Source organism: Minwuia sp. (genome assembly GCF_048007105.1).
GTDB lineage: Bacteria > Pseudomonadota > Alphaproteobacteria > Minwuiales > Minwuiaceae > Minwuia.
Map to the genome: position 1 here is coordinate 1,455,165 of NZ_CP180352.1, position 22,083 is coordinate 1,477,247.

The window sequence follows — 22,083 nt, forward strand, 5'->3', positions numbered from 1 at the left end:
CCTGCCGGGCGGCGGCTTCGTCACCATCGACCAGGGTCCGTCGAGCCAGGGCTCCCGCATGGCGATCTTCGACGAGAACGGCGATCTGGTGCGGACGCAGCCGGTCTCGTCGACCTTCGACAGCAGCCAGGATCCCTCGCAGGATATCGTGGTGCTGACCGGCGGCGAGATCGTGGCGCTCTGGGTCGAGGGCCGCGGCGACCTGCTCTACCGGGTCTTCGACAGCGCCGGCAATCCGCTGACCGGCGAACTGGAGGTCAAGCCCGGCGGCACGAATTCGACGGACGACAAGCTGGCCATCGCCGAGATGGCGGATGGCGGCTTCGTCATCGCCTACCGCGACGGCCTGGACCTGATGACCCGCCGCTACGACGAGGACGGCAACGAGATCCTGGGTCCGATCCGCGTCGGTCCGGACACCAACCTGCCGGGCGAACTGGATGTGACGGGGCTTGCCGGCGGCGGCTACGCGGTCAGCTATCTCGCCTTCCCGGGCGACGGCACCGGCACCAACATGCGGCTCTCGATCGTCGATGCGGCCGGCACCGTGGTCGCCGAGGACGTCATCGTCGACCGCAACAGCGACGGCCTGGCCGCTGGCCGCCTTCACCGCCGGCGTGACCGAACTGGCCAATGGCAATCTGGTCGTGGTCTGGGACGAGAACGACGCGGCGGGCCGCGACAGCTTCTTCCGAATCTTCGACGCCGCCGGGAATGCGCTGTCGGGCGATGTGGAAATCGTCAACTGGACCTCGAACCAGTTCGACGCCGAGATCATGGCGCTGCCCGATGGCGGCTTCGCCGTGGCCTTCAGCAACCAGAACTTCGGCACCGATCCGGTGACCGGGGACACCTTCGACCGCGGCAGCTATGTCCAGCGGTTTGACGAGAACGGAAACGAGGTCGGCGACGCCGTCTTCGTCGCCAGTTCCGAATATCCGGACATGGCGCTGACCGAGGACGGCAACATCGCGGTCGTCTCGCGCGGGCTGGTCGGCGACAACGTGATCGTCTCGGAACTGACCGTGCCGGGCGACCCCTTCGAGACCGACGAGGATACGTCGCTGGCCATCGGCGGGCTTGCCATCTCCGACGTCGATGTTGGCGCCGGCAATGTCGAGGCCGTGCTGACGGTGCTGAACGGCACGCTGGACGTGACCGATACGGGCGCCACCATTCTCGGCGACCAGACCGGATCGGTGACCGTGACCGGTGCGCTGGCCGACGTGAACGCTGCCATCGGTTCTCTGGTCTACACGCCGGACACCGACTTCAACGGCACGGACACGCTGACCGTCGAAGCCGATGATCTGGGCAACACGGGCGCTGGCGGCCCGCTGACGACCGTGGCGACGCAGCAGATCACGGTCAACCCGCAGGGCGAACTGATCGTCGGCACGACCGGCAATGACAGCCTCGTCGGCGGCGATGAGGACGACACCCTGCAGGGCCTTGCCGGCGAAGACACGCTGGACGGCGGCGCAGGCAACGACGAGCTGTTCGGTGGCGGCGGCGCGGATACGCTGATCGGCGGAGCAGGCTCCGACACGCTGGATGCGGGCGGCGGCACGGTCGACTATTCGGGCGCGCTGGGTTCGGTCGTCATCGACCTCGACGCCGGCGGCGGCTCCGAGAACGGCGAGACCGAAGTCCTCAGCAACGTCAATCACCTGGTCGGTTCGGCCTTCGACGACACGCTGTCGGGCGATCTGGCGCTGAACATCTTCCAGGGACTGGGTGGTGACGATCTGCTGAACGGCGGCACCGGCTTCGACAGCATCTTCGGCGGCGACGGCAACGACACCATCGACAATGACGGTGGCAACGACACCATGAGCGGCGATGCTGGCGACGACCTGATCCGCGGCAGCGCCAGCGCCGAAGAGATCTTTGGCGGCGCTGACAACGACACGCTGGAAGGTAATGATGGCTCCGACACCATTGACGGCGGCGACGGCGACGACGTGCTGGATGGCGGCGGCAGCCTGGACACGCTGATCGGCGGCGCGGGCGACGACTCGCTCTCCGGCGGTCTGCAGGCCGATCATCTGGCCGGCGGGTCGGGCAACGACACGCTGGATGGCGGCGGCAATTTCGACACCGCGGACTACTCCGCCGATGCACCGGGCGGCGTCAATGTCGACCTGACGGCGGGCACGGCGACCGACGGCTTCGGCGGCACCGACGTCCTGATCGACATCGAGACCGTGCTGGGCAGCGCCCAGGACGACACGCTCCGCGGCACCAGCGTCAACGACCGGCTGGTCGGCAATGACGGCAACGACTCGCTGAACGGCGAACTCGGGGCGGACCTGCTGGAAGGTGGCGACGGCGACGATACGCTGACCGGCGCCGGCTCCAACGACACGCTGCTGGGCGATGCCGGCAATGACAGCCTTGACGGCGGCAACAATGACGACCTGCTATTCGGCGGCGACGGCACCGACGCCCTCAATGGCGGCGACGGCGACGACACGCTGCAGGGCGGCGACCAGTCGGATACGCTGAACGGCGGCGACGGCATCGACACGGCCGACTATTCGGACCGCGGCGCGGGCATCTCCGCGGACCTGGATGGCGCGGGACCTGGCAACGGATTTGCCGTTGACGCCGGCAATGTCGAGTTCCTGATCTCGATCGAGAACCTGATCGGCTCGGATTTCGATGACACGCTGACCGGCGACGACAACGCCAACGTGATCGAGGGCGGCGACGGCGCCGATACCATCGAGGGCGGTCTCGGGCTGGATGTGATCTTCGGCGGCGACGGCGACGACAGCCTGCTCGGCGACTCGGCGATACCGGACGGCACGACCGACGGGGACACCCTGTTCGGCGGCGCCGGCAACGACACGCTGAACGGCGGCGAGAATGACGGCGACGACAGCCTGGATGGCGGCGACGGCAACGATGTCATCGGTGGCAATGGCGGCAACGACACGCTGATCGGCGGCGACGGCAACGACACCTTCTCGGGCGGTTCCGGCGCGGATGTTCTCGACGGCGGCGCAGGCGACGACTTCATCAATGGCGGCGCGGATGTCGATACGGTCGACTTCAGCGCGGCCGGCGCTGCGGTCGATGTCGATCTTGGCGGGGAGACCGCCAGCGGAGCCGCCACGGGCAGCGATACGGTTCTGGATGTCGAGAACGTCATCGGCTCGGATTTCGAAGATACGATCTTCGGCCAGGACGGCGCGGGCAACCAGCTCTTCGGCGGCGAAGGCGACGATACGGTCGGCGGCCGCGGCGGATTTGATCTGGTTCACGGAGACGACGGCAACGACCTGCTGTTCGGCGGTCAGGACAACGACACGCTGTTCGGCGGCGAGGGCGATGACAGCCTCCAGGGCGACGGGGAGAACGACACGCTCTTCGGTGGGGCCGGCAACGACACGCTGGACGGCAGCGCACTGGCTGACTCGCTGGATGGCGGCGATGGCGACGACACCTTCATCGTCGGCAGCTTCATCGCGCTTGGCGGTGTCGATCTCATGACCGGCGGTGACGGCTTCGACATTGCGGACGCTTCTGGCGCCATAGGCAGCGTTCTGGGTCGGGTGGCATTCAACACCGGCTTCGGGTCGATCAACATCGGCGGAACCCTGGCAGCCAATATCCAGCAGATGGAAGGAATCATCGGTTCCGCGTTCAACGACACGCTTCTCGGCAGCGACGAGGCGGGTCCGAATGCGGACTTCCTGTCGGGCGGCGGCGGCAACGACAACCTGATCGGTCTGGATGGCGACGACACGCTCATCGGCGGCGACGGGGATGACACGCTGCAGGGCGGGGACGACTTCGATTTCGCCGACTTCAGCGCGAGCACGGTGAGCGTGGTCGTCGACCTTGTCGGGGAAGTGGCGAGCAGCGGGGCGGCCGGTGTCGATGTCCTTCTGGATATCGAGGGCGTCGTGGGGACGGCGTTCGCCGACGGCATCAGTGGCAGCGATTTCGCCAACGACCTGCGCGGCGGTCTGGGCAACGACTTCATCGTGGGCGGCGAAGGCGATGACACCCTCTCGGGCGACGGCGGCGATGACACACTGACGGGCGGAAATGGTATCGACGCGGCGACTACTCGTCGGAGACAGGCGGCATCACCGCCGACTTGTCATCCAGTATCGTGTTCGATGCAGGCGGCGGCCGGGACTCGCTTTCCGAAATGGAAGTCCTGATCGGTTCCGAGTTCGATGACACGATCAACACCGGCGGCGATATCACCACGATCTTCGCCGGTGGCGGCAACGACCAGATCAACTTCCCCTTCGGCGGATTGGGCTTCGGTCCGGCCTTGGCGATCAGCGGCGGCACGGGCGACGACTCGATGGCGGGCGGGTTCAGTACCAATGACCGCTTCATCTTCGAGACCGGAGACGGCAACGACCAGGTGAACGGCTTCCAGGGCGGCGCCGGCGCCGGAGACGTGCTCGACTTCTCCAACGATGCCTCGATCACCGGCCTCGGCGACCTGACCGTCGGCGACGACGGGTCTGGCAATGCGCTGATCGAATACGGGGCCGGCGACTCGATCACCCTGCTGGGCGTCGACTTCAACAACCTGGATGGCGACGACTTCCAGTTCTGACGGTCCGGCGGACGGCTTGTCCGTCCGCCGGTTAACCGGCTGGTAACGCTGTCGGTTCAGGGTGCGCGGATGAACTCCTTCCGCGTTGGCGCACAATGCTTCTGAGCCGGGCCGGTGAGCGCCTTGGCGTGTCGCTTCATGAATCCGTCATCACGACCTCTGCGGGGTTCGATGTCATCGAACAGCCGTTGCTGAAGCGGTTCGCCGAACACTGGAGAGCCTGCCGCCCGGCCGACGGATTTCCCTCGCGGCGTCAACTGGACCCGACCGGCTTTCCCTGGGCGTTACCGTACATCTACATTCTGGACCGGGACGAGCCGCCGCATCACTGGCGCTACAGGATCGCTGGCAGCGAAATCCAGGCGGCGTTCCATCGCGGCAATTTCCGCGGGCTGAGCCTCAGGGACATCATTTCCCCGGAGGCGCTGCCGCTGGTGGCGCAACGGTGGTCGCCGGTGGCCGACGGGCTGGGCGTCTACATGAACGGCGCGATCTACAGCAACTCGAACAACTACCGCAGCGGCGGGCGGTTGCTGCTGCCCTTGTCCGAGAGCCTTGATCGCACCATGTCGGGACTGGTCGGCATTTCCGTTCAGGACCGGCAGGCGCCGGCCGCCGGCCATCAACTGTCGCTCAATATTCACCACATCGACCTTTTGCCGGACGACTGAAGGTTCCGCGCAGCCGTTGCGCTTCGTTACGCGATTGCCGGTCGACGCCGGAATCGCAATGGCGGTAGCTTGCCCGCCATGGATCCAGGCAGGAGGCGGCGATGACCTTGCCACCCGACGATAGCCGCGCCGGCGGCGAGCGGTGGAACGGCCGCGTCTCGATCACGGTGACGCTGACCGCCAGCATTTTCCTGCTGGTCCTGGTTTCCGTCGGCTCGGTACTGGGCGTCGGCGTCTGGCTGGCGCAGAAGAACACCTTCGAACTGCTCAGCCGCAACGCGCATCAGGGTATCGGCTTTGCCGCCGACCGTGTCGAGCGCCACCTTCGCCCTGCGGAGGATCAGGCCGCCTTCGTCGCCCGGCGCATCACCGAAGGTCAGGTCGATGCGGCCGACCGGGACGATCTCGGCAAGCTGCTGACCGGGGCGCTGGCGGCGGCGCCGCAGATCCAGGCTGTGATGTTCATCGGCCCGGACCTTCAGACCGTGCTGGCCGGACGCGATCCGCAGACCGGCCGGGCCGGCCTGTTCGATCTCGACTACTCGGACGATCCGGAGATCCGCAATCGTATCCGGCGTTCCGACGGCCCGATCTGGAATGCGCCGATCTGGCGGGACGACATGAACCAGAGCTATCTGAGCCTTGCCCATCCGGTGGTCGGCAGCGCCGGATTCGCCGGTGTCGTCGTTTCTGTGGTCTCGGTCGCCGACCTTTCGGCCTTTCTCCGCCAGGACGTCATCGCAGACGGGGCCAGCCAGTTCATCCTGTATGGCCGCGACCGCGTGCTGGCGCATCCGCGGCTGACCGACCCCTATCCCGGCCGTACGCCTTCGGCGCCGCTGCCTACGGTACAGGGGTTCGAGGATCCGGTCCTCGCCGCCATCTGGCAATCGCAGGACCGCTTCGACCTGGGGCTGAGACTGGAAGGACGGACCGACGGACACGTGGTGCGGCTGCCGGGCGACGAAGATTACATCTTCATCTATCGCGAGGTATCCGGCTTCGGTCCGGAGCCGCTGATCGTCGGCGCCTATTTCCCGGCGGTCGAGGTCGGCACGGAGATCCGGCGGATGATCGTTTCCCTGGTCGCCGGTATCGCGGCGCTGCTGCTGGCGCTGGTCGCCGCGATCGTACTCGGGCGCAGGATCGCGAAACCGATCGTCCGCTTTTCCGAGGCCGCCGGCCGGATCCGCGATCTGGATGTGGACCGGGTCGGGAACCTGCCGGGCAGCATCTTCCGGGAATTGAACGATCAGGCGAAGGCCTTCAACGCCATGCTGCAGGGCCTGCGCTGGTTCGAACTCTATGTGCCCAGAAAGATCGTCAGCCGGCTGGTGCAGCGGGGCGAGGGCCGGGACGCCCTGACCTCTTCGCGGCGGCTGACGGTCATGTTCACCGATATTGCGGGCTTCTCGACGATCTCGGAAGGAATGACGGCGCCGGAAGTTGCGCGTTTCGTGAACAGCCATTTCGAACTGGCCGCGGGCTGCATCGAGGCCGAGGACGGGACCGTCGACAAGTTCATCGGCGACTCGGTGATGGCCTTCTGGGGCGCCCCCGATCCCGTCGACGGGGCCGAGGAGCACGCCTGCCGCGCCGCGCTGGCCATCGCCGCCGCGGTGCGGGCGGACAATGAGAAGCGGGTGGCTGCGGGTCTCTCGCCCGTGCGGATGCGGATCGGCATTCACACCGGCGAGGCGACGGTCGGCAATATCGGTGCGCCCGGCCGGATCAACTACACGATCATCGGCGACACGGTGAATGTGGGGCAGCGGCTAGAGCAGCTGGGCAAGGAGCTCTGTTCCGCCGACAGCGACATCTCGATCCTGATCAGCGCCGAAACGCGGGCGCGGCTGGGACCGGACTGGAAGCTGGAACCTGCCGGCACCCATGAGCTGAAGGGGCGGCGCGGCAGCGTCGAGGTCTTCAAGCTCGGCTGAGCGGGGCGTCGAGGTCAGCCACCCAGCCGGGCCTCGTGCTCGTTCACGTTGCCGCCCGCGCCCGATCCGCTTTCACGCAGCGCGCGGATGATGCGCACCAGATTGCCGTCGCGCAGGCGCTCCAGTTCGCGGATGCTCGATCCCCCGGACTGGGCGTCGGACTGCGCGGCGATGGTCTCGACCAGCTCCGGCGTCAGCTCTGGTACATCCGTCAGCTTGGTCCATGGCCAGGACAGTGCCGGTCCGAACTGCGCCAGGAAATGCCGCATGCCCGCTTCGCCGCCGGCAATGCGGTAGGTCTCGAACAGTCCCATCTGCGCCCAGCGCAGACCGAAGCCGTAGCGGATCGCGTCGTCGATCTCCTCCGTCGTCGCCACGCCGTCCTTGACCAGCCAGAGCGCTTCCCGCCAGACCGCCTCCAGCAGCCGGTCGGCGATGTGGGCGTCGATCTCCTTCCGCACTTGTAGCGGCTTCATCCCTATGCCGGACAGGATGTCCGCAGCGCGCCCGATCAGGTCCGGCGCGTTCCCCGAGCCGCCGACGAGTTCCACGAGAGGCAGCAGGTAGACTGGATTGAAGGGGTGGGCGACGATGACCTGTCCGGGCCGGTCGAGCCCGGACTGGAGGTCCGACGGCCGGAACCCGGAGGTCGACGAACCGATGACCGCGCTGCGGGGGGCGGCGCCGATGATCTCGGCCAGTATGCGGTGCTTCAGATCGAGTTGTTCCGGTCCGCTTTCCTGGATCCAGTCGGCATTCTGGACGGCTTCCGCCACGGACGGCTCGAAGCGCAGCGTGCCCTCCTCCGGGAGCGGCCGATCATAAAGCGCGGGCAGGCTGTGCCGGGCGTTGGCGATCACTTCGCCGATCTTCCGCGGGGCGTCGGGGTCGGGGTCGTGGACGGCCACGTCCCAGCCGTTCAGCAGGAAGCGCGCGGCCCAGCCGCCGCCGATGACGCCGCCGCCGATGATTGCCGCCTTCATGCCGCGCCTCCTCGGACGATTCTCCGGTCGGCAAGTCTGACGGCTGCGGCGCGCCCTGTCGGCTGCGAATGCAGCTACTTCCTGGCGATCACCCAGACGGCATGAACGATGCCGGGGATATAGCCCAGCAATGTCAGCAGGATGTTGAGCCAGAAGTGAAGGCCGATGCCGACCTGCAGGAAGACGCCGACCGGCGGCAGCAGGATCGAGAGAATGATGCGAAGCAGGTCCATGGGTTGCTTTCCTTCTTTTTCTTGCAGTGGAGTTGGATCTGGTGAGCGGTACCGGCCGCTGCAAGCGTGAGGTTCCGCTGGTCTGCCCTGCGGTGCGGCGATGCGGCGCATGACGGTTGCGGTTTCGGCGCAGCGCCTCATCTCACAGTCGTCAGCAGGCTGCGCCTGCAAGACGCTGAGTAAAGAACAAGAAGCAACAAGGCAGCGTCAGATCAACTCCGGTCCGCGGAGTTCACTTCGGTTTGCGCCTGCTCGAAACGACGGGACGACGGGGAACCCGACCCGCGGTCGATGCATTGCAGACGAAGCAGCTGTTTCGATACGGAGGTAGATATCATGGCCGCCCAGACCAGCACCGGAAACGGTTCCAAACGCAGCAACGAGGCCGAGGTCACGACAGAGGACCTCCGGGAGGATTTCGACCGGCTTCGCGCCGACATGTCGAAGCTTGTCGAGCAGATGGCCGAACTGTCCCGAAACCGCGCCGCCGACGCGCGTGACCGGACCACGGACAAGGCGCAGGAATATGCCGACCGCGCCCGCGGTCAGGCCGACCGGGTCGCACGCCGGGCGGAGGACAACTATCACGCCGGCCGGGACTGGATTTCCGATCAGGTTTCCGAGCGTCCGGTGGCGACCATCGGCATCGCCGTGCTGGCCGGTGTCCTGATCGGCCGCGCTCTCAAGCGCTGAAGAATCCGGGGGGAGCCATGCTGCCGCCATCCGTGCTCAACGATCTGATCGGCGTCGTGGACGCCGAGGCGAACCGCGCGCGCGTCGCTGCCCGCGGCGCCGTCATTCGAATCATCGGTTGCCTCCTGGCCGCCCTGCTGTTCATCGGGGCGGCGAGCGTTCTCGCCGTCGGTGGCTACCGCGAACTGGCCGCCAGCTATGACGATCTCACGGCTGCGGCGGTCGTCGCAGCCGGCTTTCTCAGCCTCGGCGCCATCGTCCTTGCGGTGGTGCTGCTGGTCGCGAACCGGCGCGCCCGGCGCCGGGCCGAAGCGCAGGCAGCCATCGCGCGCGCCGCGCTTTCGGGCGATGTGGTCCGGATGGTGAGCGGCTTCCAGTCCCTCGGTCTTCCGCCGCTCATGATCGGCGCCGGTGCGGTTCTGGCCGGGATCGTCGCGGGCTATTCCACAAAACAGAGGTCCGGAACGGCGGACGGGTGACCGGCTTCCGCCGGCCACCCGCCAGGTTTCCCGGAATGATCGAGAAAGGGTGTGCGGATCAGGCCGCGCGCCGCCACTCGTCCACCTGCCGTTCGGCCTCGTCCTTCGCGATGCCGTAGCGTTCCTGGATCTTCCCGATCAGCATGTCGCGGTCGCCCTTGATCTCGGCGACATCGTCATCCGTCAGCTGACCCCACTGCTTGCGCAGCTGGCCCGATAGCTGGTTCCAGTATCCCTTGAGTTCGGTGCTGTTCATCGTCGTTCTCCGTCGTATCGGTGTGCGGGGCTGCGGTGCGCCCCCCCGAACATGCTCTCCGTTACGTGCAGACGAGCGGCGGGGAGGCGCTTGAACGGCCGCGCAGTGGCGGCCGTCCGTTCGCAGCGGCGGTTACTGGCTGCTGGAGGCGGGCTGCTCGTCGGCGCCGATGTTCTTGTCCCACCAGGCCTCGATGTCGTTGCCCCAGCTCCTGGCGGTGCGGCGGGCCTCCTCGTCGAAGTCCACCTCGGGCGCCTCGGCGAAGCGCTCGGCGCCGACCTTGAGGACCAGCGTGCCGGAACCCTCGGTCTGACGCAGGTCGGTCAGGCGGACGGGCGTCAGCTTCTCGCCGAGACCCAGGAAGCCGCCATGGGAGATCATCGCATAGACCTCGCCGCCGGTGCCGCCGCGCACGACGACGTCCTCGACATGGCCCAGGTCCTCGTTCTGCATGTTGACGACCTCGGCGCCGATCAGGCCCTCGGTCCAGACCAGCCGGTCCTTGTCGTCCAGGGGCTGGCTGTCCTTCAGCATCTTCTCCCGCTCCTCGACGCGAGCCTGACGCTCGGCCTTGTCCTCATGCTTCTCGCGGAGTTCGCGGATCTCCTCGATCATCCGCTCGCAGGCCTCCTGATCGCCGTTGCGGGCGAAGGTCAGGGCCGCATCGCGTAGGATACGTTCGTCCCGGCGCAGCATGCCGCCGACCGGACCTTCGTATTCGCGGTACTCGGCTTCCAGGTTGCGGACGTCCTCGACGCAGGCCTCGGCGACCTGGTCGTTGCCGTTCATGGCCTTGGCCGGCTTGTCCGACGCGGCAGCGGCGGCGGCGCCGTGTCCCGCCAGAACGACGGTAATGGCCAGGGCGCTGACTTTCATCATGGTGGTACGCATGGTTGGTTTCCCTTGTTCTTGTACTGGTCGAACGCACCCGCGTTCGTTCCACGGGGGCAATGCCGTGAATGGTGATGTGTTCCGAAGAAAAGAAGTTTCGGTGCCCGCCGCGGATCAAAATGTCGCAATGATTTCTGCGGTCTGGCGCCGTCCTTCCGCCGCAGCTCGCCGTCACTTCCGCAGGGTCTCCGCCGTGCCGGCGCTAATGCGCGCGGTGCTGACGCGCCAGTTGTCTGAAGATGCCGGCGGTACGCGCGTGGACCCGGCGGTCGAAGCGCGGCAGCGCATCAACCTCGGCCAGATCGGCGTGAACCAGCTCCGCCGTTTCCAGCACTTCGAGCAGCAACTCCCGCTCGACTTGTCCGTGTGCGGAAAGCACGCCGATCAGCGCGCTGGTCAGCGTCAGGGACGCGTTTGCCGACAGGTCCCTGTCACGCCGACGTCGGCGGATGTTCGAGATCCGCTTTCGCCTGTTGGTGGTCAGGTACATGCCGGGTCAACGCTTTTCCTCGGTCTCATGTTCCAACCGGCTTGCTTCCGCCTCCCGTATTACCGAGGATCGGTCGAGCATGTGTGTGAGAGTGAGGTCCATGCCGCTGGTCGACAAACTGGACAGGTTCATGCCGCTGACGAATGCGGAGCGTGACGCCATCTCTTCCTGCATCGAGCCGGAGCGCGAGATGCAGGCAGGCGGTTATCTTGTCCGTCAGGGGGAGCCCTATGATGGCTCCTACGTGATGCTCGATGGCTGGTCGGTGCGGCAGAAATACCTGCGCGACGGCCGGCGGCAGGTCATGAACTTCCTGATCCGCGGCGACGCCGTCGGGTTCGCGGCCACCTTCTTCAAGGAAGCGGACCATTCGGTCATGGCGCTGACCGACATCGTCTATGCGCGCATGAACCACGAGCGTCTGATGCGCCTGATCGCCGACAACCCGCGGCTGGGGACGGCCATGTTCTGGAGCGTCGCCCTGGAAGAGGCGATGCTGCGCGAACGCATCGTCGGTCTGGGGCAGCGTTCGGCCCGCGAGCACATGGCGCATCTGATCATGGAGATGGTCGCCCGGCAGCGTCATGCGGGTATCGAGGGCGCCGCGGTCCACCTGCTGCCGATCAACCAGATCCTGCTGTCGGACGCGCTGGGCATCAGCCCCGTGCACACCAACCGCACGATCCGGCGGCTGGTTCTGGACCGCCTCATCAGCACCTCTCCGCGCGGAATCGAGGTGCTCGACGAGGAGCGGCTGGCCGAAACAGGCGACTTCGACGGCCAGTTCCTGCATGAGGCCGGTGAAGACTGACCTGCGCAGGACCTATTGCGTCGAGAAGCGGAGCGGCATGATCAGTTTCATCTGCCGCAGGCTGAGCAGCTCCGGGAATTCCGGCAGCGGCAATGCCTCATGGATCTTCAGCGCGATGGCGGCGTCCATCTGGGCATCGCCGGTCCCCTCGATCACCCGGAATTCGCGGATCCGTCCGTTGCTCCGGATGACCAGATAGATCAGCGCCGCGACGCTGTCGATCTCGTCCTCATCCTCGGCGAGCGCGTTGGTCTCCGTCTCGATGTGCGCCTTCAGCCGCGCGATATAGTCGGCCTTCACGCCGGGAGCGCCGCCGTCTTCGTCGCCGTCGTCCCGTCCGCTGCCGCTTTCCCTGCCGCGCTCCTGGCCGGCGGCGGGGTTCTGGCTCTGACCCGGCGCCTGAGCCGCAGCGTTGGCGTCGGTGAGCGCCTGTGGCGCCGGCCGTGCCGTCGCAACTCGGGCCTCCCGCGACCTGTCGGGCCGTTCCGCAGGTTGCGGCGCTGCGTCCGGTGCCTCGGCCGGAGGTGCGGTTTCGGCGACGGGGGCCGGATCGGCCGTTCGGGCCGCAGCCGTTGCTGTCTCACGCGCGGGAGATGCCTCGAGGGGTTGGGCCGGGCGGGCCTCTGCCGATGTCCGGGCTTCGGCCTCGGGGACCGGGCTCGCTGGCGCCGCAGTTGCGGCAGTGGCCGGCGATGGCGCTGGCTGGACGTCCGCAGGAACCGGTTGAGCAGGTTGAGGCCGGTCGCGTCGCACGGGAGAAGGCAAGGCGGGCGCGACCGGTACCGGCGTTGCATCGTCTGCCTGAACCGGTGTCAGGGGCTGTGCCGTGACCGCGCGAGATGGCGGCAGCGACTGGCTCAGGCGTGTGCTCTGCTGTCGAGCCCTTTCCGGTTCCGCTTTGCGGACCACGGGCCCGGGCTGGACCGTGGGGGCGGCGGCGGGGGATGGCGGCCTGGCGGCGCGGGCCGTCTCCGGCGTTTCCGATACGGTCCGGACATCGGAGGACGGTGCGGGCTCGACGGCCGGTTCCGGCGACCGGCTTCGGGCCGGCGGTTGCGGCTCCGTCTCGACCGCAGCCTCCCCCGGCGCGCCGCCGGCCTGACTTACCCGCATGCGGAAGCCGTCGCGTCCGGCGCCCTTGGCACCCAGTTGTTCGCTACGGTAGACGATCGAGAACCCCAGCGCCGCGTGCAGCAGGCACGAGATCAGGAACGCCGCGATCCAGTGCCGCCGGCGCAGGTTCATCGCCCGGCTCCCGCGACGGTCATCAGTTCGATCTGTTCGAAGCCCGCGGCTTGCAGCCGCCACATCGTCGCGACCACCAGCCGGGTCTCCGCCGACGCATCGGCCTTGATGCGGACCGGGATCGGCCCCGGCTCGCCAAGTGCTGCGGGCAGACCCTCGGCAGTGACGACCCGGCCGTCCACAGCGATTCCGCCGGCGGCGGAAATCAGAACGGTGCTGGCCGCCGCTCGTGTCGCTGGGGCTGCGCGAGACGGCCGGCCGGATGTCGAAGGGCTCGCTCACGGCGAACTGCCCGGCCAGCATGAAGAAGATCAGCATCAGGAAGACGATGTTGACCAGCGGCAGGATCCGCTCCTCGTTGCGCCGCTGCGGCCGTGGACGATGGAAGCCGGGGGTCACGGCGCGGTGCCCGGTTGCTGGAAGCTGATCCGTCTTGCCCCGGCGTCCGACAGGAGATCGACCACGGTGACAGCACGTTGCAGCGGGACGCCGGCGGCTGCGCGCAGCAGGAAGGACTGGTCCGGCTGTGCCGTCATGCGGGCGGATACCCGCGCGGCCAGTGCTTCGGCGGTGATCGCGTCGCCGGACAGGCGAAGACCGTCGGGCCGGATCTCCACCAGCATGGCGCCAAGCATCGCTTCTCCTGCGGCGCCTGGTGGCTGAGCCTCGAGACCGATCGCGCGCCACCGCTCGAAGGATGAGGCCAGCATGAAGAAGATCAGCAGGATGAAGACGACGTCGATCAGCGGCGTCAGGCTGATGATCGTCCGTCTGGGCGCCTCAGCGGCCGCCGCGAACGATGGCAGGTCGGGCGTTTCGGACCGCATTGTCTTGCTCCTGATCGCCGCCGCTCAGGTCGACCGTGAAGACCCGTGTGACGGCGTCGTCCATTTCATGCGCCAGCCGCTCGGCCCGGCGCTCGAACCAGTTCAGCGCGGCGACGGTCGGGATTGCAACGGTCAGGCCGACCGCCGTGGTCAGCAGCGCTTCCCAGATACCGCCCGACAGCACGGCCGGATCGACCTGGCTGCCGGCAAGTTCCATCTGGCGGAATGCCTCGATCATGCCGAGAACGGTGCCGAGCAGTCCGAGCAGCGGCGCCAGCGAGGCAATGACTTCCAGCGGTCTCAGCCATTGGCGCAGCCGTTCCAGATCGCCGCTGCCGATGCGGCGAACCTCCTCGCGTACGCTGTCCTCGGGCAGGTGATCGCCCAGGCCGCGCATCGCCGCAGCGGTCACGCGGGCAGGGGGACCCTTCAGCGGTTCCAGGGTGGACAGCGCGTCCTGGCGCGCGCCGGAGCGCCACGCCCCGATGGCGTCCGAGACCGCATCGGCGTCCGAGCGGGCGCACAGCCAGAATTGCCAGCCCTTGGCCAGGATGATGGTCAGCGCCGCGACCGACAGCACCATCAGCACGGCGACAACCGGTCCGCCGGATGTCAGCAGATCCAGTATGCCGCCGGACCAGACCAGATCGGGCGTTTCCGCCGCGGTTTCCGTCATGTCGCCCCGCAACCGTTTCCTGGCGCCGGCATGCCCCCGTCTACTTGATCAGCGAAAGCTCGCCCCTTGCGGAGACGTCGATCAATCCGAGGCAGTCCTCGACCGCGCCAGCGGCCGAATCGCAGGCCAGTACATCATTGAGCAGGATGCGCCCGATCGAGGCGCATGCAAGCCCGGCGATGTCGAAGACCTTCAGGCTGGTCTTGGCCGGCGGCAGCGGAGCGGTTTCAAGGGCCAGGCGCTGGGCGACGATGCCCTCGCCGTCGAACATCACCAGGTCCAGCCTCAGGGAGCTGAAGTCCTGCTGGGATCCGTTCTGCAGCAGAACATAGGCGCGGCAGGAATCGCCCTGCTGCTCCAGCTTGTTGAGTTCCAGCGCGACCCGGCCTTCCTGGGCTGTCGCACCTTCAACCCATCCGGCAATCGCCAGAACCGTCAGAACCGCGAGCAGCGATCTCATGGGCTTCTCCCGTTGTCATCATCCCTCACGCCCAACTCTCATAGTTTTGGCGAGCGGCTACCGCAAGGGCAGCGCGGGGACGGACCGCGCCTGCGACGATTATCAGGCCTCTTCGGGATGCGGGCTGGTGCGGGCCATCCATTCTTCCAGCTTCTGGCGGGCGCGGGAGGTGCGCGACTTGATCGTGCCGACCTCCACGTCCAGAAGCTCGGCGGCTTCGGCATAACTCATGCCTTCGACGCCGATCAGGTAGAGCGTCGCCCGTTCCTGCAAGGGCAGGCGTGCAAAGGCGCGTGCGAAATCGCGAACGTCGCAGCCGGCGGCCTGATCGCCGGATACGGGCATCAGGTGCTCGTGATCGCCGATATCCAGATGATGGCCGCGCCGTCCGTCCCGGCGCAGGTCGGAGCGGAAGCGGTTCTGCAGGATCGTGAACAGCCACGCCTCCAGATTGGTGCCACGCCGGAACTGGCGGTGACTCTTGATCGCCTTCTCCATCGTGTCCTGGGTCAGGTCGTCTGCCGCTGCGTCGGAGCGCGTCAGATAGCGCGCATAGCGCTTCAGGCCGGGCATCGCATCCTGAAGCCCCTCGACGAAGGCGTGTTCCGGGCATGCGGCGGCCTGCGCCGTCTCCGTCACATCCGCACGGGCGGCCGCCTGACTGCCTGCCTTCGGCGGGTTGTTGTTGTTGTCGTTCAGCGCTTGTGTCGGCTCAAACCTACGCATCATGAATGCAACTCCACTTGGCCGACGGGCGGGATGCAGAGGGCCTGCGATCCAGTACTGCCCGGATTCAGAGCGTACGCTTCGTGCGTTGCAGGCTGGCATCATAGGTTAACAAACCTTTCCGGGTCCGAAGCGAAGCTTTAATTGGTTAGGTAAATCATGATCTTGAGTTCGAAGATTTTTTCGATCGCCGGCTTAATGGCCGTCGTCGGTCCGCAGGAATTCCGGAAAGGCGGTTGCGGCCCCCGCGATCCCGAAGGACCGGGGGGCCGGACCGCATCGGACCGCATCTGCATGGCTGCGGAGCGGCTTTCTGCGGGCCGCCGACAGTCGCGCCGCCTTTGGGCTGAGGGGGGGCTGGGCGCGCTTGCGGCGGTCTAGGTTCCGGCCGGAAGGGGCGCCGGAACCAAATCGTCAACGCCGCAGCGCGGAATTCGTTCCGCACCGCCGTGCGCAACGGTCGCAGCTCGCAGGATGCGGCTGCGACGTTACGCGACTGGTTATCGGTGAGTCCGTACCCAGATGAGGATCTCCGGGAGCGGTGTCTCTGCTGCCGGCAACAAGAAGTCGAAAGCCAATGACCGACCAAAACGCACCTGCGGCGCCGCGCACCGGCGTGATCCGCAAGCGCCATTCCGGCGCGCTTTTCAGTATCAGTTTCTGGACGCTGGCGGTGTTTCTCGTCATCGCCGTGACAGCCGTTCTGGGGCGCGATTCCGGACCGTTCATCCTGGCCGGTGCGCTCGCCCTGATCGGTTCGCCCGCCTTCGCGTCCATCAGGCGCCGCACGGGCATGAGCCGCACCATGGCCGCCCTGATCGTGACAGCAGGCATGGTGGCGGTCATCGCCCTTGCGCTGACGCTTCTGGCCGGCCCCCTTGCCGTCGAACTGACCAGTGTTGCCGACCGGCTGCCCGGCTTCCTGGACAGTGTCTCCGAGCGGCTCGAGAACGCGTTCCGCAACGGCCTCGGCAATGGTGGCGCCGGATCGGAAAATGCGGAGGAGGCGGCATCCGAAGCGTCGGCGACGCTCGATCTGGCCGAGAAGTGGGCCGTCGGCGGGCTGGCGACGCTGTTCGACACCATCTTCTTCGTCGTGATCACGCCCTTCACGCTGCTGTTCCTGCTGCGCGACGGCCACCACGCGATCGGCATCATCGACCGGGCGCTGCCGACCGGCGCCAGGGCAGATGTTCGGGAACTGGGTTCAGCCATTCGCAACCAGCTTGCGGCCTATGTCCGGGGTCAGACCTTCCTCTGTGTGACCCAGGCCGTCACCCATGTCATCGGGCTCTGGGCCGTGGGGCTCAATTTCGCGGTCCTGCTGGGCATTCTCACCGGTCTCGCCACGGCCATCCCCGTGATCGGCAACATCGTCATGTTCTCGATCTGCATGGTGATCGCCGTGTTCCAGTTCGAGACCATCCTGCCTATTCTCGGCGTCGCGGTGGTCTTCGGTTTCTCGCAGTTGCTGGAGACGGTCGTGCTGTCGCCGCTGCTGGTCGGCAAGCCGACGCAGCTTCACCCGATCTGGGTCGTGCTGGCGGTGCTGATCGGGGGCAACGCCATGGGCATTCTCGGCGCGCTGCTGGGCCTGCCGGTAGCTGCGGCGATCAAGGCGATCCTGCAGTTTGCCGCCGAACGGCGGGCGCGCGGCGAACTGGAACTGCGGCGGACGGCAGGGGAGCCGCGATGATGACAGAGATCGTGTTTCGCGAGGCCGGCGAAGCGGACCTGCCGGCCATCGTGGCGATGCTGGCCGACGACGATATCGGCCGCGGCCGCGAAACGGCCGAAGATCTGGAGCCCTACAGGCGGGCCTTCCGGGACATGCAGGCGCAGGGCGGCAATGTGGCCATCGTCGCGTTGGACGCGGCGGGCGCGATTTGCGGCTGCTTCCAGTACACCCTCATTCCCGGACTTTCCCGAAGTGCGGCGCGGCGGGCTCAGGTCGAGGGCGTTCGCGTGGCATCCTCGATGCGCGGGCAGGGGCTTGGCGAGCGGCTGATGGGCGAGGCGATCCGGATGGCCAGCGCGGACGGCGCAGCCATGGTCCAGCTCACTTCCGATCTCAGACGCAAGGACGCGATCCGTTTCTATGAGCGTCTCGGTTTCGTTCACAGCCATGCCGGCATGAAGCTCGATCTGCCAGACGCGGAATAATTTCACACCTGCTCTGATCCGGGGCGACGGACGTGGCGTAAGACGTCCATCCTCGCGTTGAGATCGCGACGCGAAACAGCCGAGGCGGCCGCGCCGGACCTGTGTCCCTCCCCCTCCCCTCACCGCATGGGCGGGCGCGGCCCCTCAACTCCCTGACAAATTGGTCGGTCGTTTCCCGGAGCGCGCCCGGGATTCAGATGACGAGCGCGACGATTGCGAGGGTGACGACCGCGCCGGCAGTGCCGCCCAGCAGCACATAGCGGATGCGGCCGCTGACTTCGCCCTGACGGGCGCTTTCGGGGTGGAGTTGCGGCTGATCGGACATGGGTTGCCCCCTTTCTTCCTTGTGGCTCGGCCACTTGGGGGCTTTTGAGGCTGACACAAGCCCGCCTCACGGTCCCTTGAGAAGCAGGAACGCAGTCAGAGCGCGGCGCGCAGCACCCGGTCGACAATACGCTCGAGGTGTTTCAGCGAGTTGCAGACCTCGACCTGATGGCAGTTCGGCGCGTAGCGGAGCATCTCGGAATCGCCGGTGCCCCATTGCAGCCGGCCCTCCGGGTTGAGCCAGATCAGCCGCTTCGAGCGGTCGTAGAGCGTGCGGACGATTTCGGTGCGAGGATCCGAGTAGTTCGAGCGCGCGTCGCCCAGGATGATCACGGTCGAGCGGTAGTCGACATCGTCCAGCGCCAGATCGCGGAAATCCATCAGCGAACGACCGTAGTCGGTCGGCATGTAGGCGAAATCCTCCAGCACCGATGCGACGGCCTCCTCAATGGGCCGGGTCTCGAACAGCTTTGTCACCTCGCGCAGTTCGCCAGCGAAGGCGTAGGCACGGACCTTGGGCAGCACCTCCTGCAGCGAATAGAGGAACATCAGCAGGAACCGCGCGACATTGGCGACCGAGCCGGAAACGTCGCAGAGCACGTGCACGTCGGGGCGGTCGATCTTGGTCCGGCGCCACTGCGGCTCGACGATCATGCCGTCATAGCCGTGGTTCTTGCGCAGGGTGCGGCGGATATCGAGCTGCCCGCGGTGCGATTTCTTGCGCCGGCGCGAATGCAGCACGACCAGCTTCTTCGACATCTTGCGCACCAGTTCCTGCATGATCTGGTAGTCGCGGCGTTCGATGTTGGTCAGCCGCACCTGCTCCAGCAGTTCCTCGCGGATCCGGCGGCTCTTGCCGGCGGCCTGCAGCGCCAGCTGCTGTTCGACATAGTCGCGGATCCGCTCCAGCATCCGCCCGCGCAGCGTGTTCAGCTTCTGGCCCAGCCCGTCCGCGTCGCGGTCGCCCTGCAGCCCGGCCTCGCGCAGATTGGCGAGATCCTCGTCCAGATCCTCCAGCCCCATGCCCTCGGCGATGCGGCGGGTGAACTGTCCGATCTGGGTGAACAACACGATATCGCGCACGCCCGAGGCCTCGGCGGATTCCGCCATGCGGGTTTCCAGGCCGGCGCGGTCGTTGCTCAGCAGCATCTGCGAGAGCTCGGAGAGTTCGCCGAGCTGCGCCTCGGTCATCTCGCCCGGCGCGCCGCCCCCGCCGCCGCCGCCAGAGGCCTCGCCCTCGCCGCCTTCGCCGCCGCCGCTGCCGGACTGGCCGTCGCCGGCGGTCATGTCGTCGCCGGGTTCGCGGTCGTCGCCGGGTTCGTTGTCGTTGGAGCGGGCGCTCTCGGTGGTGTCGAACTCGCTCACGGCGAAGAACCGCTCGAAGCAGTCGTCGAAGCGTTCCTTCTCGAACTCGGACTTCGCCAGCGTCACGGCGAGCGAATCCTTCAGCAGCTCGCGGTCGCTCCAGCCGATCATGTCGATCGCGCGGTGCGCCTCCAGCGTCTCGGCGGGCGAGATCGGCAGGTCCGCTTCGCGGAGGGCCTTCAGGAAATCGGCCAGCATCGGCGTGATCATGCGGTCCTCCCCAGGGCCGCGTCAGGCCCGGTCACATGCCGAATTCGACGGTGGGATCGTTCCTGCGCTTCAGGTTGTTGTAGCGGCTGACCGCCCAGAGCGGGAAGTAGGCGCTGTAGCCATAATAGCGGAGATAGAAGACGCGGGGAAAGCCGACGCCGGTATAGAGGTCTTCCGCCCAGCGCGCGCCGTCGCGCTCGCTGTTCATGAGCCATTCGATGCCGCGGGCCACAGCCGGGTGATCGGCCTCGCCCGCCGCCATCAGGCCGAGCAGCGCCCAGGCCGTCTGCGACGGCGTCGAGGTGACCATGTGGCGGGGCCGGTCCTCGTTATAGGTCTCGCAGCCTTCGCCCCAGCCGCCGTCCTCCAGCTGGGACTCCAGCAGAAAATCGACCGCCTTGCGGATGAACGGCGCCTGCATGTCCTGGCCGCAGGCATTGAAGGCGCAGAGCGCCGACCACGTGCCGTATATGTAGTTGACGCCCCAGCGGCCGAACCAGCTGCCGTTCGCCTCCTGCTCGCGGCGGAGGAACTTCAGGCCGCGCCAGACGGGGCGGCTTTCAATGTCGTGCCCGATCTGCGCCAGCATCGAGATGCATCGCGCGGTCACGTCCACGGTCGGCGGATCCAGCAGCGCGCCGTGATCGGCGAAGGGAATGGCGTTCAGGTACTGCTTGTCGTTCTCGGCGTCGAAGGCGCCCCAGCCGCCATTGGCCGACTGCATGCCGATGATCCAGTTGGCCGCGCGTTCGATCGCCGGCCCGTACTTCGCGGCGTCCATGCGGTGCAGCGCCATCACGACGACGGCTGTGTCATCGACGTCCGGATAGTGGTCGTTCCAGTATTCGAAGGCCCAACCGCCCGGCTTCAGATCCGGCCGCTTCCAGACCCAGTCGCCGGTGACATCGGTGATCTCCCGCTCCAGCAGCCAGTCTGCGGCCTGAAGCATGGCCGGGCTGTCCGGGGCCTCGCCAGCTTCCAGCAGCGCATGCATGCCGAGGCACGTATCCCAGATCGGCGACAGGCAGGGCTGGCAATAGGCCTCGGTCCCGCGGTCCAGAAGCAGCTTGTCCACCGCCGCTCGTGCGATCTTGCGGTCCGGATCGTCCTTCGGAATACCCAGCGCGTGGAAGGCCATCACCGTGTTCGCGATCGCGGGAAAGATGCCGCCCAGCCCGTCCTCACCGTTCAGGCGCGGCTTGATGAACTTCAACGCTTCCTTCAAAGCCTTCTGCCGCTTGCCCTGCGGGAACAGCGGTTCGGCGCGGCGCACCATCTTGTCGAGGCTCAGGAAGAAGCCGCCGACCGGCGAGCCCGTCGGATTGGTATTGTATTCCTTCACCTGGTCCGGCGGCACGCGGAACAGCTCGCGGATGTTCACCCCGCGCGGGTTCGCGGCCAGCTTGCGCTTCGCCATCATGATCAGCAGCGGCACGATCACCGTGCGCGACCAGTAACTGACCTTCGACAGGTGGAAGGGGAACCACTCCGGCAGCAGCATGATCTCGATCGGCATCGCCGGCACGGCCCGCCACGGCACCTGGTCAAACAGCGCCAGCGCGATACGGGTGAAGACGTTGGCACGCTCGGCGCCGCCGGCGGCCAGGATGGCGTCGCGGGCGCGCAGCATGTGCGGCGCATTCGGATCGTCGCCGATCAGCTTCAGCGCGAAATAGGCCTTCACCGTGCAGGAAAGGTCCATCGCCCCGTCGTGATAGAGCGGCCAGCCGTCATGGTCGTCGGACTGGATGCGGCGCAGATAGACACCGATCTTCCGCTCCATTTCGTCATCGACCTCGTCGAGATAGTGATTGAGCATCACGTACTCGGCAGGGATGGTGGCGTCGGCTTCGAACTCGAAGATCCAGTGGCCGTCATCACGCTGCAACGCAAGGTAGGCCTCGCGCGCTTCGCCGATCAGGCATTCCAGATGGTTCAGGTCGATCGAACCACCAGGTTCGGCAGGCATGGCGGCTCTGTCTGACATGGCATGCTGCGTAGCAGCAAAGCCTGAATCTGGCAAGCGCCGCAGGCGCTTGACCTCTTCCGACT

General features: G+C 66.9%; 21 protein-coding genes and 2 pseudogenes. 9 read left to right on the forward strand and 14 right to left on the reverse strand.

Going from position 1 to position 22,083, the window contains the following annotated elements:
- Window positions 1-617 precede the first annotated feature (617 nt).
- From ACMVY4_RS06870 to ACMVY4_RS06885, 4 genes are all read left to right on the forward strand, one after another.
- On the forward strand, window positions 618-4,178 hold the full coding sequence (locus ACMVY4_RS06870) for a beta strand repeat-containing protein (protein ID WP_416899429.1): 3,561 nt from the start codon (window positions 618-620) through the stop codon (window positions 4,176-4,178).
- Window positions 4,166-4,588 (forward strand): hypothetical protein, encoded by a 423-nt coding sequence (locus ACMVY4_RS06875; protein ID WP_416899430.1) that lies wholly within the window; start codon window positions 4,166-4,168, stop codon window positions 4,586-4,588. Before ACMVY4_RS06870 ends, ACMVY4_RS06875 begins: the two co-directional genes overlap by 13 nt.
- A gap of 128 nt (window positions 4,589-4,716) precedes the next feature.
- The gene (locus tag ACMVY4_RS06880) at window positions 4,717-5,259 is read left to right on the forward strand and encodes a PAS domain-containing protein (protein WP_416899431.1); all 543 of its coding nucleotides are present in this window, start codon (window positions 4,717-4,719) and stop codon (window positions 5,257-5,259) included.
- Window positions 5,260-5,360: 101 nt separating this feature from the next.
- Window positions 5,361-7,199 (forward strand): adenylate/guanylate cyclase domain-containing protein, encoded by a 1,839-nt coding sequence (locus tag ACMVY4_RS06885; protein ID WP_416899432.1) that lies wholly within the window; start codon window positions 5,361-5,363, stop codon window positions 7,197-7,199.
- A gap of 23 nt (window positions 7,200-7,222) precedes the next feature.
- Here ACMVY4_RS06885 and ACMVY4_RS06890 read toward each other — a convergent pair.
- A pseudogene (locus tag ACMVY4_RS06890) lies at window positions 7,223-8,182 on the reverse strand (3-hydroxyacyl-CoA dehydrogenase NAD-binding domain-containing protein); the annotation flags it as partial.
- Window positions 8,183-8,256: 74 nt separating this feature from the next.
- Window positions 8,257-8,415 (reverse strand): YqaE/Pmp3 family membrane protein, encoded by a 159-nt coding sequence (locus ACMVY4_RS06895; RefSeq protein WP_416899433.1) that lies wholly within the window; start codon window positions 8,413-8,415, stop codon window positions 8,257-8,259.
- Window positions 8,416-8,751: 336 nt separating this feature from the next.
- Here ACMVY4_RS06895 and ACMVY4_RS06900 point away from each other — a divergent pair, with 336 nt between their 5' ends.
- Window positions 8,752-9,108, forward strand: a complete 357-nt coding sequence (locus tag ACMVY4_RS06900; protein WP_416899434.1) for a DUF883 family protein — start codon at window positions 8,752-8,754, stop codon at window positions 9,106-9,108.
- Window positions 9,109-9,125: 17 nt separating this feature from the next.
- The gene (locus tag ACMVY4_RS06905; protein ID WP_416899435.1) at window positions 9,126-9,587 is read left to right on the forward strand and encodes a hypothetical protein; all 462 of its coding nucleotides are present in this window, start codon (window positions 9,126-9,128) and stop codon (window positions 9,585-9,587) included.
- 58 nt (window positions 9,588-9,645) lie between these two features.
- Here the strand turns inward: ACMVY4_RS06905 and ACMVY4_RS06910 are convergent, their stop codons facing one another.
- From ACMVY4_RS06910 to ACMVY4_RS06920, 3 genes are all read right to left on the reverse strand, one after another.
- Window positions 9,646-9,843: a CsbD family protein gene (locus tag ACMVY4_RS06910; protein WP_416899436.1), complete on the reverse strand. Its 198-nt coding sequence runs from the start codon at window positions 9,841-9,843 to the stop codon at window positions 9,646-9,648.
- A 132-nt stretch (window positions 9,844-9,975) separates the two neighbouring features.
- Window positions 9,976-10,734, reverse strand: coding sequence for a PRC-barrel domain-containing protein (locus tag ACMVY4_RS06915; protein ID WP_416899437.1), 759 nt, complete (start codon window positions 10,732-10,734; stop codon window positions 9,976-9,978).
- Between the two features lie 202 nt (window positions 10,735-10,936).
- Complete coding sequence (locus ACMVY4_RS06920) at window positions 10,937-11,224, reverse strand: hypothetical protein (RefSeq protein WP_416899438.1); 288 nt, start codon at window positions 11,222-11,224, stop codon at window positions 10,937-10,939.
- A gap of 100 nt (window positions 11,225-11,324) precedes the next feature.
- Here ACMVY4_RS06920 and ACMVY4_RS06925 point away from each other — a divergent pair, with 100 nt between their 5' ends.
- Window positions 11,325-12,035 (forward strand): Crp/Fnr family transcriptional regulator, encoded by a 711-nt coding sequence (locus ACMVY4_RS06925; RefSeq protein ID WP_416899439.1) that lies wholly within the window; start codon window positions 11,325-11,327, stop codon window positions 12,033-12,035.
- 12 nt (window positions 12,036-12,047) lie between these two features.
- Here ACMVY4_RS06925 and ACMVY4_RS06930 read toward each other — a convergent pair whose 3' ends face one another.
- The 6 genes and pseudogenes from ACMVY4_RS06930 to ACMVY4_RS06955 all read right to left on the reverse strand — a co-directional run bounded on the left by ACMVY4_RS06930 (window position 12,048) and on the right by ACMVY4_RS06955 (window position 15,972).
- Entirely contained in the window at window positions 12,048-13,280 is a 1,233-nt protein-coding gene (locus tag ACMVY4_RS06930; RefSeq protein ID WP_416899440.1) for a TonB C-terminal domain-containing protein, read from the reverse strand.
- A pseudogene (locus ACMVY4_RS06935) lies at window positions 13,277-13,498 on the reverse strand (ExbD/TolR family protein); the annotation flags it as partial. The pseudogene ACMVY4_RS06935 and the gene ACMVY4_RS06930, both read right to left, overlap by 4 nt.
- A 177-nt stretch (window positions 13,499-13,675) precedes the next feature.
- Window positions 13,676-14,107, reverse strand: a complete 432-nt coding sequence (locus ACMVY4_RS06940) for an ExbD/TolR family protein (protein WP_416899441.1) — start codon at window positions 14,105-14,107, stop codon at window positions 13,676-13,678.
- On the reverse strand, window positions 14,061-14,783 hold the full coding sequence (locus tag ACMVY4_RS06945) for a MotA/TolQ/ExbB proton channel family protein (RefSeq protein ID WP_416899442.1): 723 nt from the start codon (window positions 14,781-14,783) through the stop codon (window positions 14,061-14,063). The genes ACMVY4_RS06940 and ACMVY4_RS06945 overlap by 47 nt, the downstream gene beginning before the upstream one ends.
- 40 nt (window positions 14,784-14,823) lie before the next feature.
- Complete coding sequence (locus tag ACMVY4_RS06950) at window positions 14,824-15,243, reverse strand: Tat pathway signal sequence domain protein (protein ID WP_416899443.1); 420 nt, start codon at window positions 15,241-15,243, stop codon at window positions 14,824-14,826.
- Between the two features lie 102 nt (window positions 15,244-15,345).
- Window positions 15,346-15,972, reverse strand: coding sequence for a sigma-70 family RNA polymerase sigma factor (locus tag ACMVY4_RS06955; protein ID WP_416899444.1), 627 nt, complete (start codon window positions 15,970-15,972; stop codon window positions 15,346-15,348).
- A 574-nt stretch (window positions 15,973-16,546) separates the two neighbouring features.
- Between ACMVY4_RS06955 and ACMVY4_RS06960 the strand changes: the two genes are divergently transcribed.
- Window positions 16,547-17,665 carry an AI-2E family transporter gene (locus tag ACMVY4_RS06960; protein WP_416899445.1) on the forward strand — a complete coding sequence of 373 codons (1,119 nt, stop codon included), beginning with the start codon at window positions 16,547-16,549 and terminating at the stop codon, window positions 17,663-17,665.
- Complete coding sequence (locus ACMVY4_RS06965; RefSeq protein WP_416900273.1) at window positions 17,665-18,132, forward strand: GNAT family N-acetyltransferase; 468 nt, start codon at window positions 17,665-17,667, stop codon at window positions 18,130-18,132. Before ACMVY4_RS06960 ends, ACMVY4_RS06965 begins: the two co-directional genes overlap by 1 nt.
- A gap of 193 nt (window positions 18,133-18,325) precedes the next feature.
- Here ACMVY4_RS06965 and ACMVY4_RS06970 read toward each other — a convergent pair whose 3' ends face one another.
- The 3 genes from ACMVY4_RS06970 to shc all read right to left on the reverse strand — a co-directional run bounded on the left by ACMVY4_RS06970 (window position 18,326) and on the right by shc (window position 22,018).
- Window positions 18,326-18,457 carry a hypothetical protein gene (locus tag ACMVY4_RS06970; protein WP_416899446.1) on the reverse strand — a complete coding sequence of 44 codons (132 nt, stop codon included), beginning with the start codon at window positions 18,455-18,457 and terminating at the stop codon, window positions 18,326-18,328.
- A gap of 95 nt (window positions 18,458-18,552) precedes the next feature.
- Window positions 18,553-20,031 (reverse strand): VWA domain-containing protein, encoded by a 1,479-nt coding sequence (locus ACMVY4_RS06975; RefSeq protein ID WP_416899447.1) that lies wholly within the window; start codon window positions 20,029-20,031, stop codon window positions 18,553-18,555.
- A gap of 31 nt (window positions 20,032-20,062) precedes the next feature.
- The gene (gene shc / locus ACMVY4_RS06980) at window positions 20,063-22,018 is read right to left on the reverse strand and encodes a squalene--hopene cyclase (RefSeq protein ID WP_416899448.1); all 1,956 of its coding nucleotides are present in this window, start codon (window positions 22,016-22,018) and stop codon (window positions 20,063-20,065) included.
- Window positions 22,019-22,083 lie beyond the last annotated feature (65 nt).

Excerpts from the sequence above, each read along its gene's own strand:
- ACMVY4_RS06970 (WP_416899446.1), bottom strand. The coding sequence starts at position 18,457 with ATGTCCGATCAGCCGCAACTCCACCCCGAAAGCGCCCGTCAGGGCGAA.
- ACMVY4_RS06900 (WP_416899434.1), top strand. The coding sequence starts at position 8,752 with ATGGCCGCCCAGACCAGCACCGGAAACGGTTCCAAACGCAGCAACGAG.
- ACMVY4_RS06950 (WP_416899443.1), bottom strand. The coding sequence starts at position 15,243 with ATGAGATCGCTGCTCGCGGTTCTGACGGTTCTGGCGATTGCCGGATGG.
- ACMVY4_RS06960 (WP_416899445.1), top strand. The coding sequence starts at position 16,547 with ATGACCGACCAAAACGCACCTGCGGCGCCGCGCACCGGCGTGATCCGC.
- ACMVY4_RS06910 (WP_416899436.1), bottom strand. The coding sequence starts at position 9,843 with ATGAACAGCACCGAACTCAAGGGATACTGGAACCAGCTATCGGGCCAG.
- ACMVY4_RS06965 (WP_416900273.1), top strand. The coding sequence starts at position 17,665 with ATGACAGAGATCGTGTTTCGCGAGGCCGGCGAAGCGGACCTGCCGGCC.
- ACMVY4_RS06975 (WP_416899447.1), bottom strand. The coding sequence starts at position 20,031 with ATGATCACGCCGATGCTGGCCGATTTCCTGAAGGCCCTCCGCGAAGCG.
- ACMVY4_RS06925 (WP_416899439.1), top strand. The coding sequence starts at position 11,325 with ATGCCGCTGGTCGACAAACTGGACAGGTTCATGCCGCTGACGAATGCG.
- ACMVY4_RS06895 (WP_416899433.1), bottom strand. The coding sequence starts at position 8,415 with ATGGACCTGCTTCGCATCATTCTCTCGATCCTGCTGCCGCCGGTCGGC.
- ACMVY4_RS06955 (WP_416899444.1), bottom strand. The coding sequence starts at position 15,972 with ATGATGCGTAGGTTTGAGCCGACACAAGCGCTGAACGACAACAACAAC.
- ACMVY4_RS06885 (WP_416899432.1), top strand. The coding sequence starts at position 5,361 with ATGACCTTGCCACCCGACGATAGCCGCGCCGGCGGCGAGCGGTGGAAC.
- ACMVY4_RS06930 (WP_416899440.1), bottom strand. The coding sequence starts at position 13,280 with ATGAACCTGCGCCGGCGGCACTGGATCGCGGCGTTCCTGATCTCGTGC.
- shc (WP_416899448.1), bottom strand. The coding sequence starts at position 22,018 with ATGTCAGACAGAGCCGCCATGCCTGCCGAACCTGGTGGTTCGATCGAC.
- ACMVY4_RS06920 (WP_416899438.1), bottom strand. The coding sequence starts at position 11,224 with ATGTACCTGACCACCAACAGGCGAAAGCGGATCTCGAACATCCGCCGA.
- ACMVY4_RS06915 (WP_416899437.1), bottom strand. The coding sequence starts at position 10,734 with ATGCGTACCACCATGATGAAAGTCAGCGCCCTGGCCATTACCGTCGTT.
- ACMVY4_RS06945 (WP_416899442.1), bottom strand. The coding sequence starts at position 14,783 with ATGACGGAAACCGCGGCGGAAACGCCCGATCTGGTCTGGTCCGGCGGC.
- ACMVY4_RS06905 (WP_416899435.1), top strand. The coding sequence starts at position 9,126 with ATGCTGCCGCCATCCGTGCTCAACGATCTGATCGGCGTCGTGGACGCC.
- ACMVY4_RS06875 (WP_416899430.1), top strand. The coding sequence starts at position 4,166 with ATGGAAGTCCTGATCGGTTCCGAGTTCGATGACACGATCAACACCGGC.
- ACMVY4_RS06940 (WP_416899441.1), bottom strand. The coding sequence starts at position 14,107 with ATGCGGTCCGAAACGCCCGACCTGCCATCGTTCGCGGCGGCCGCTGAG.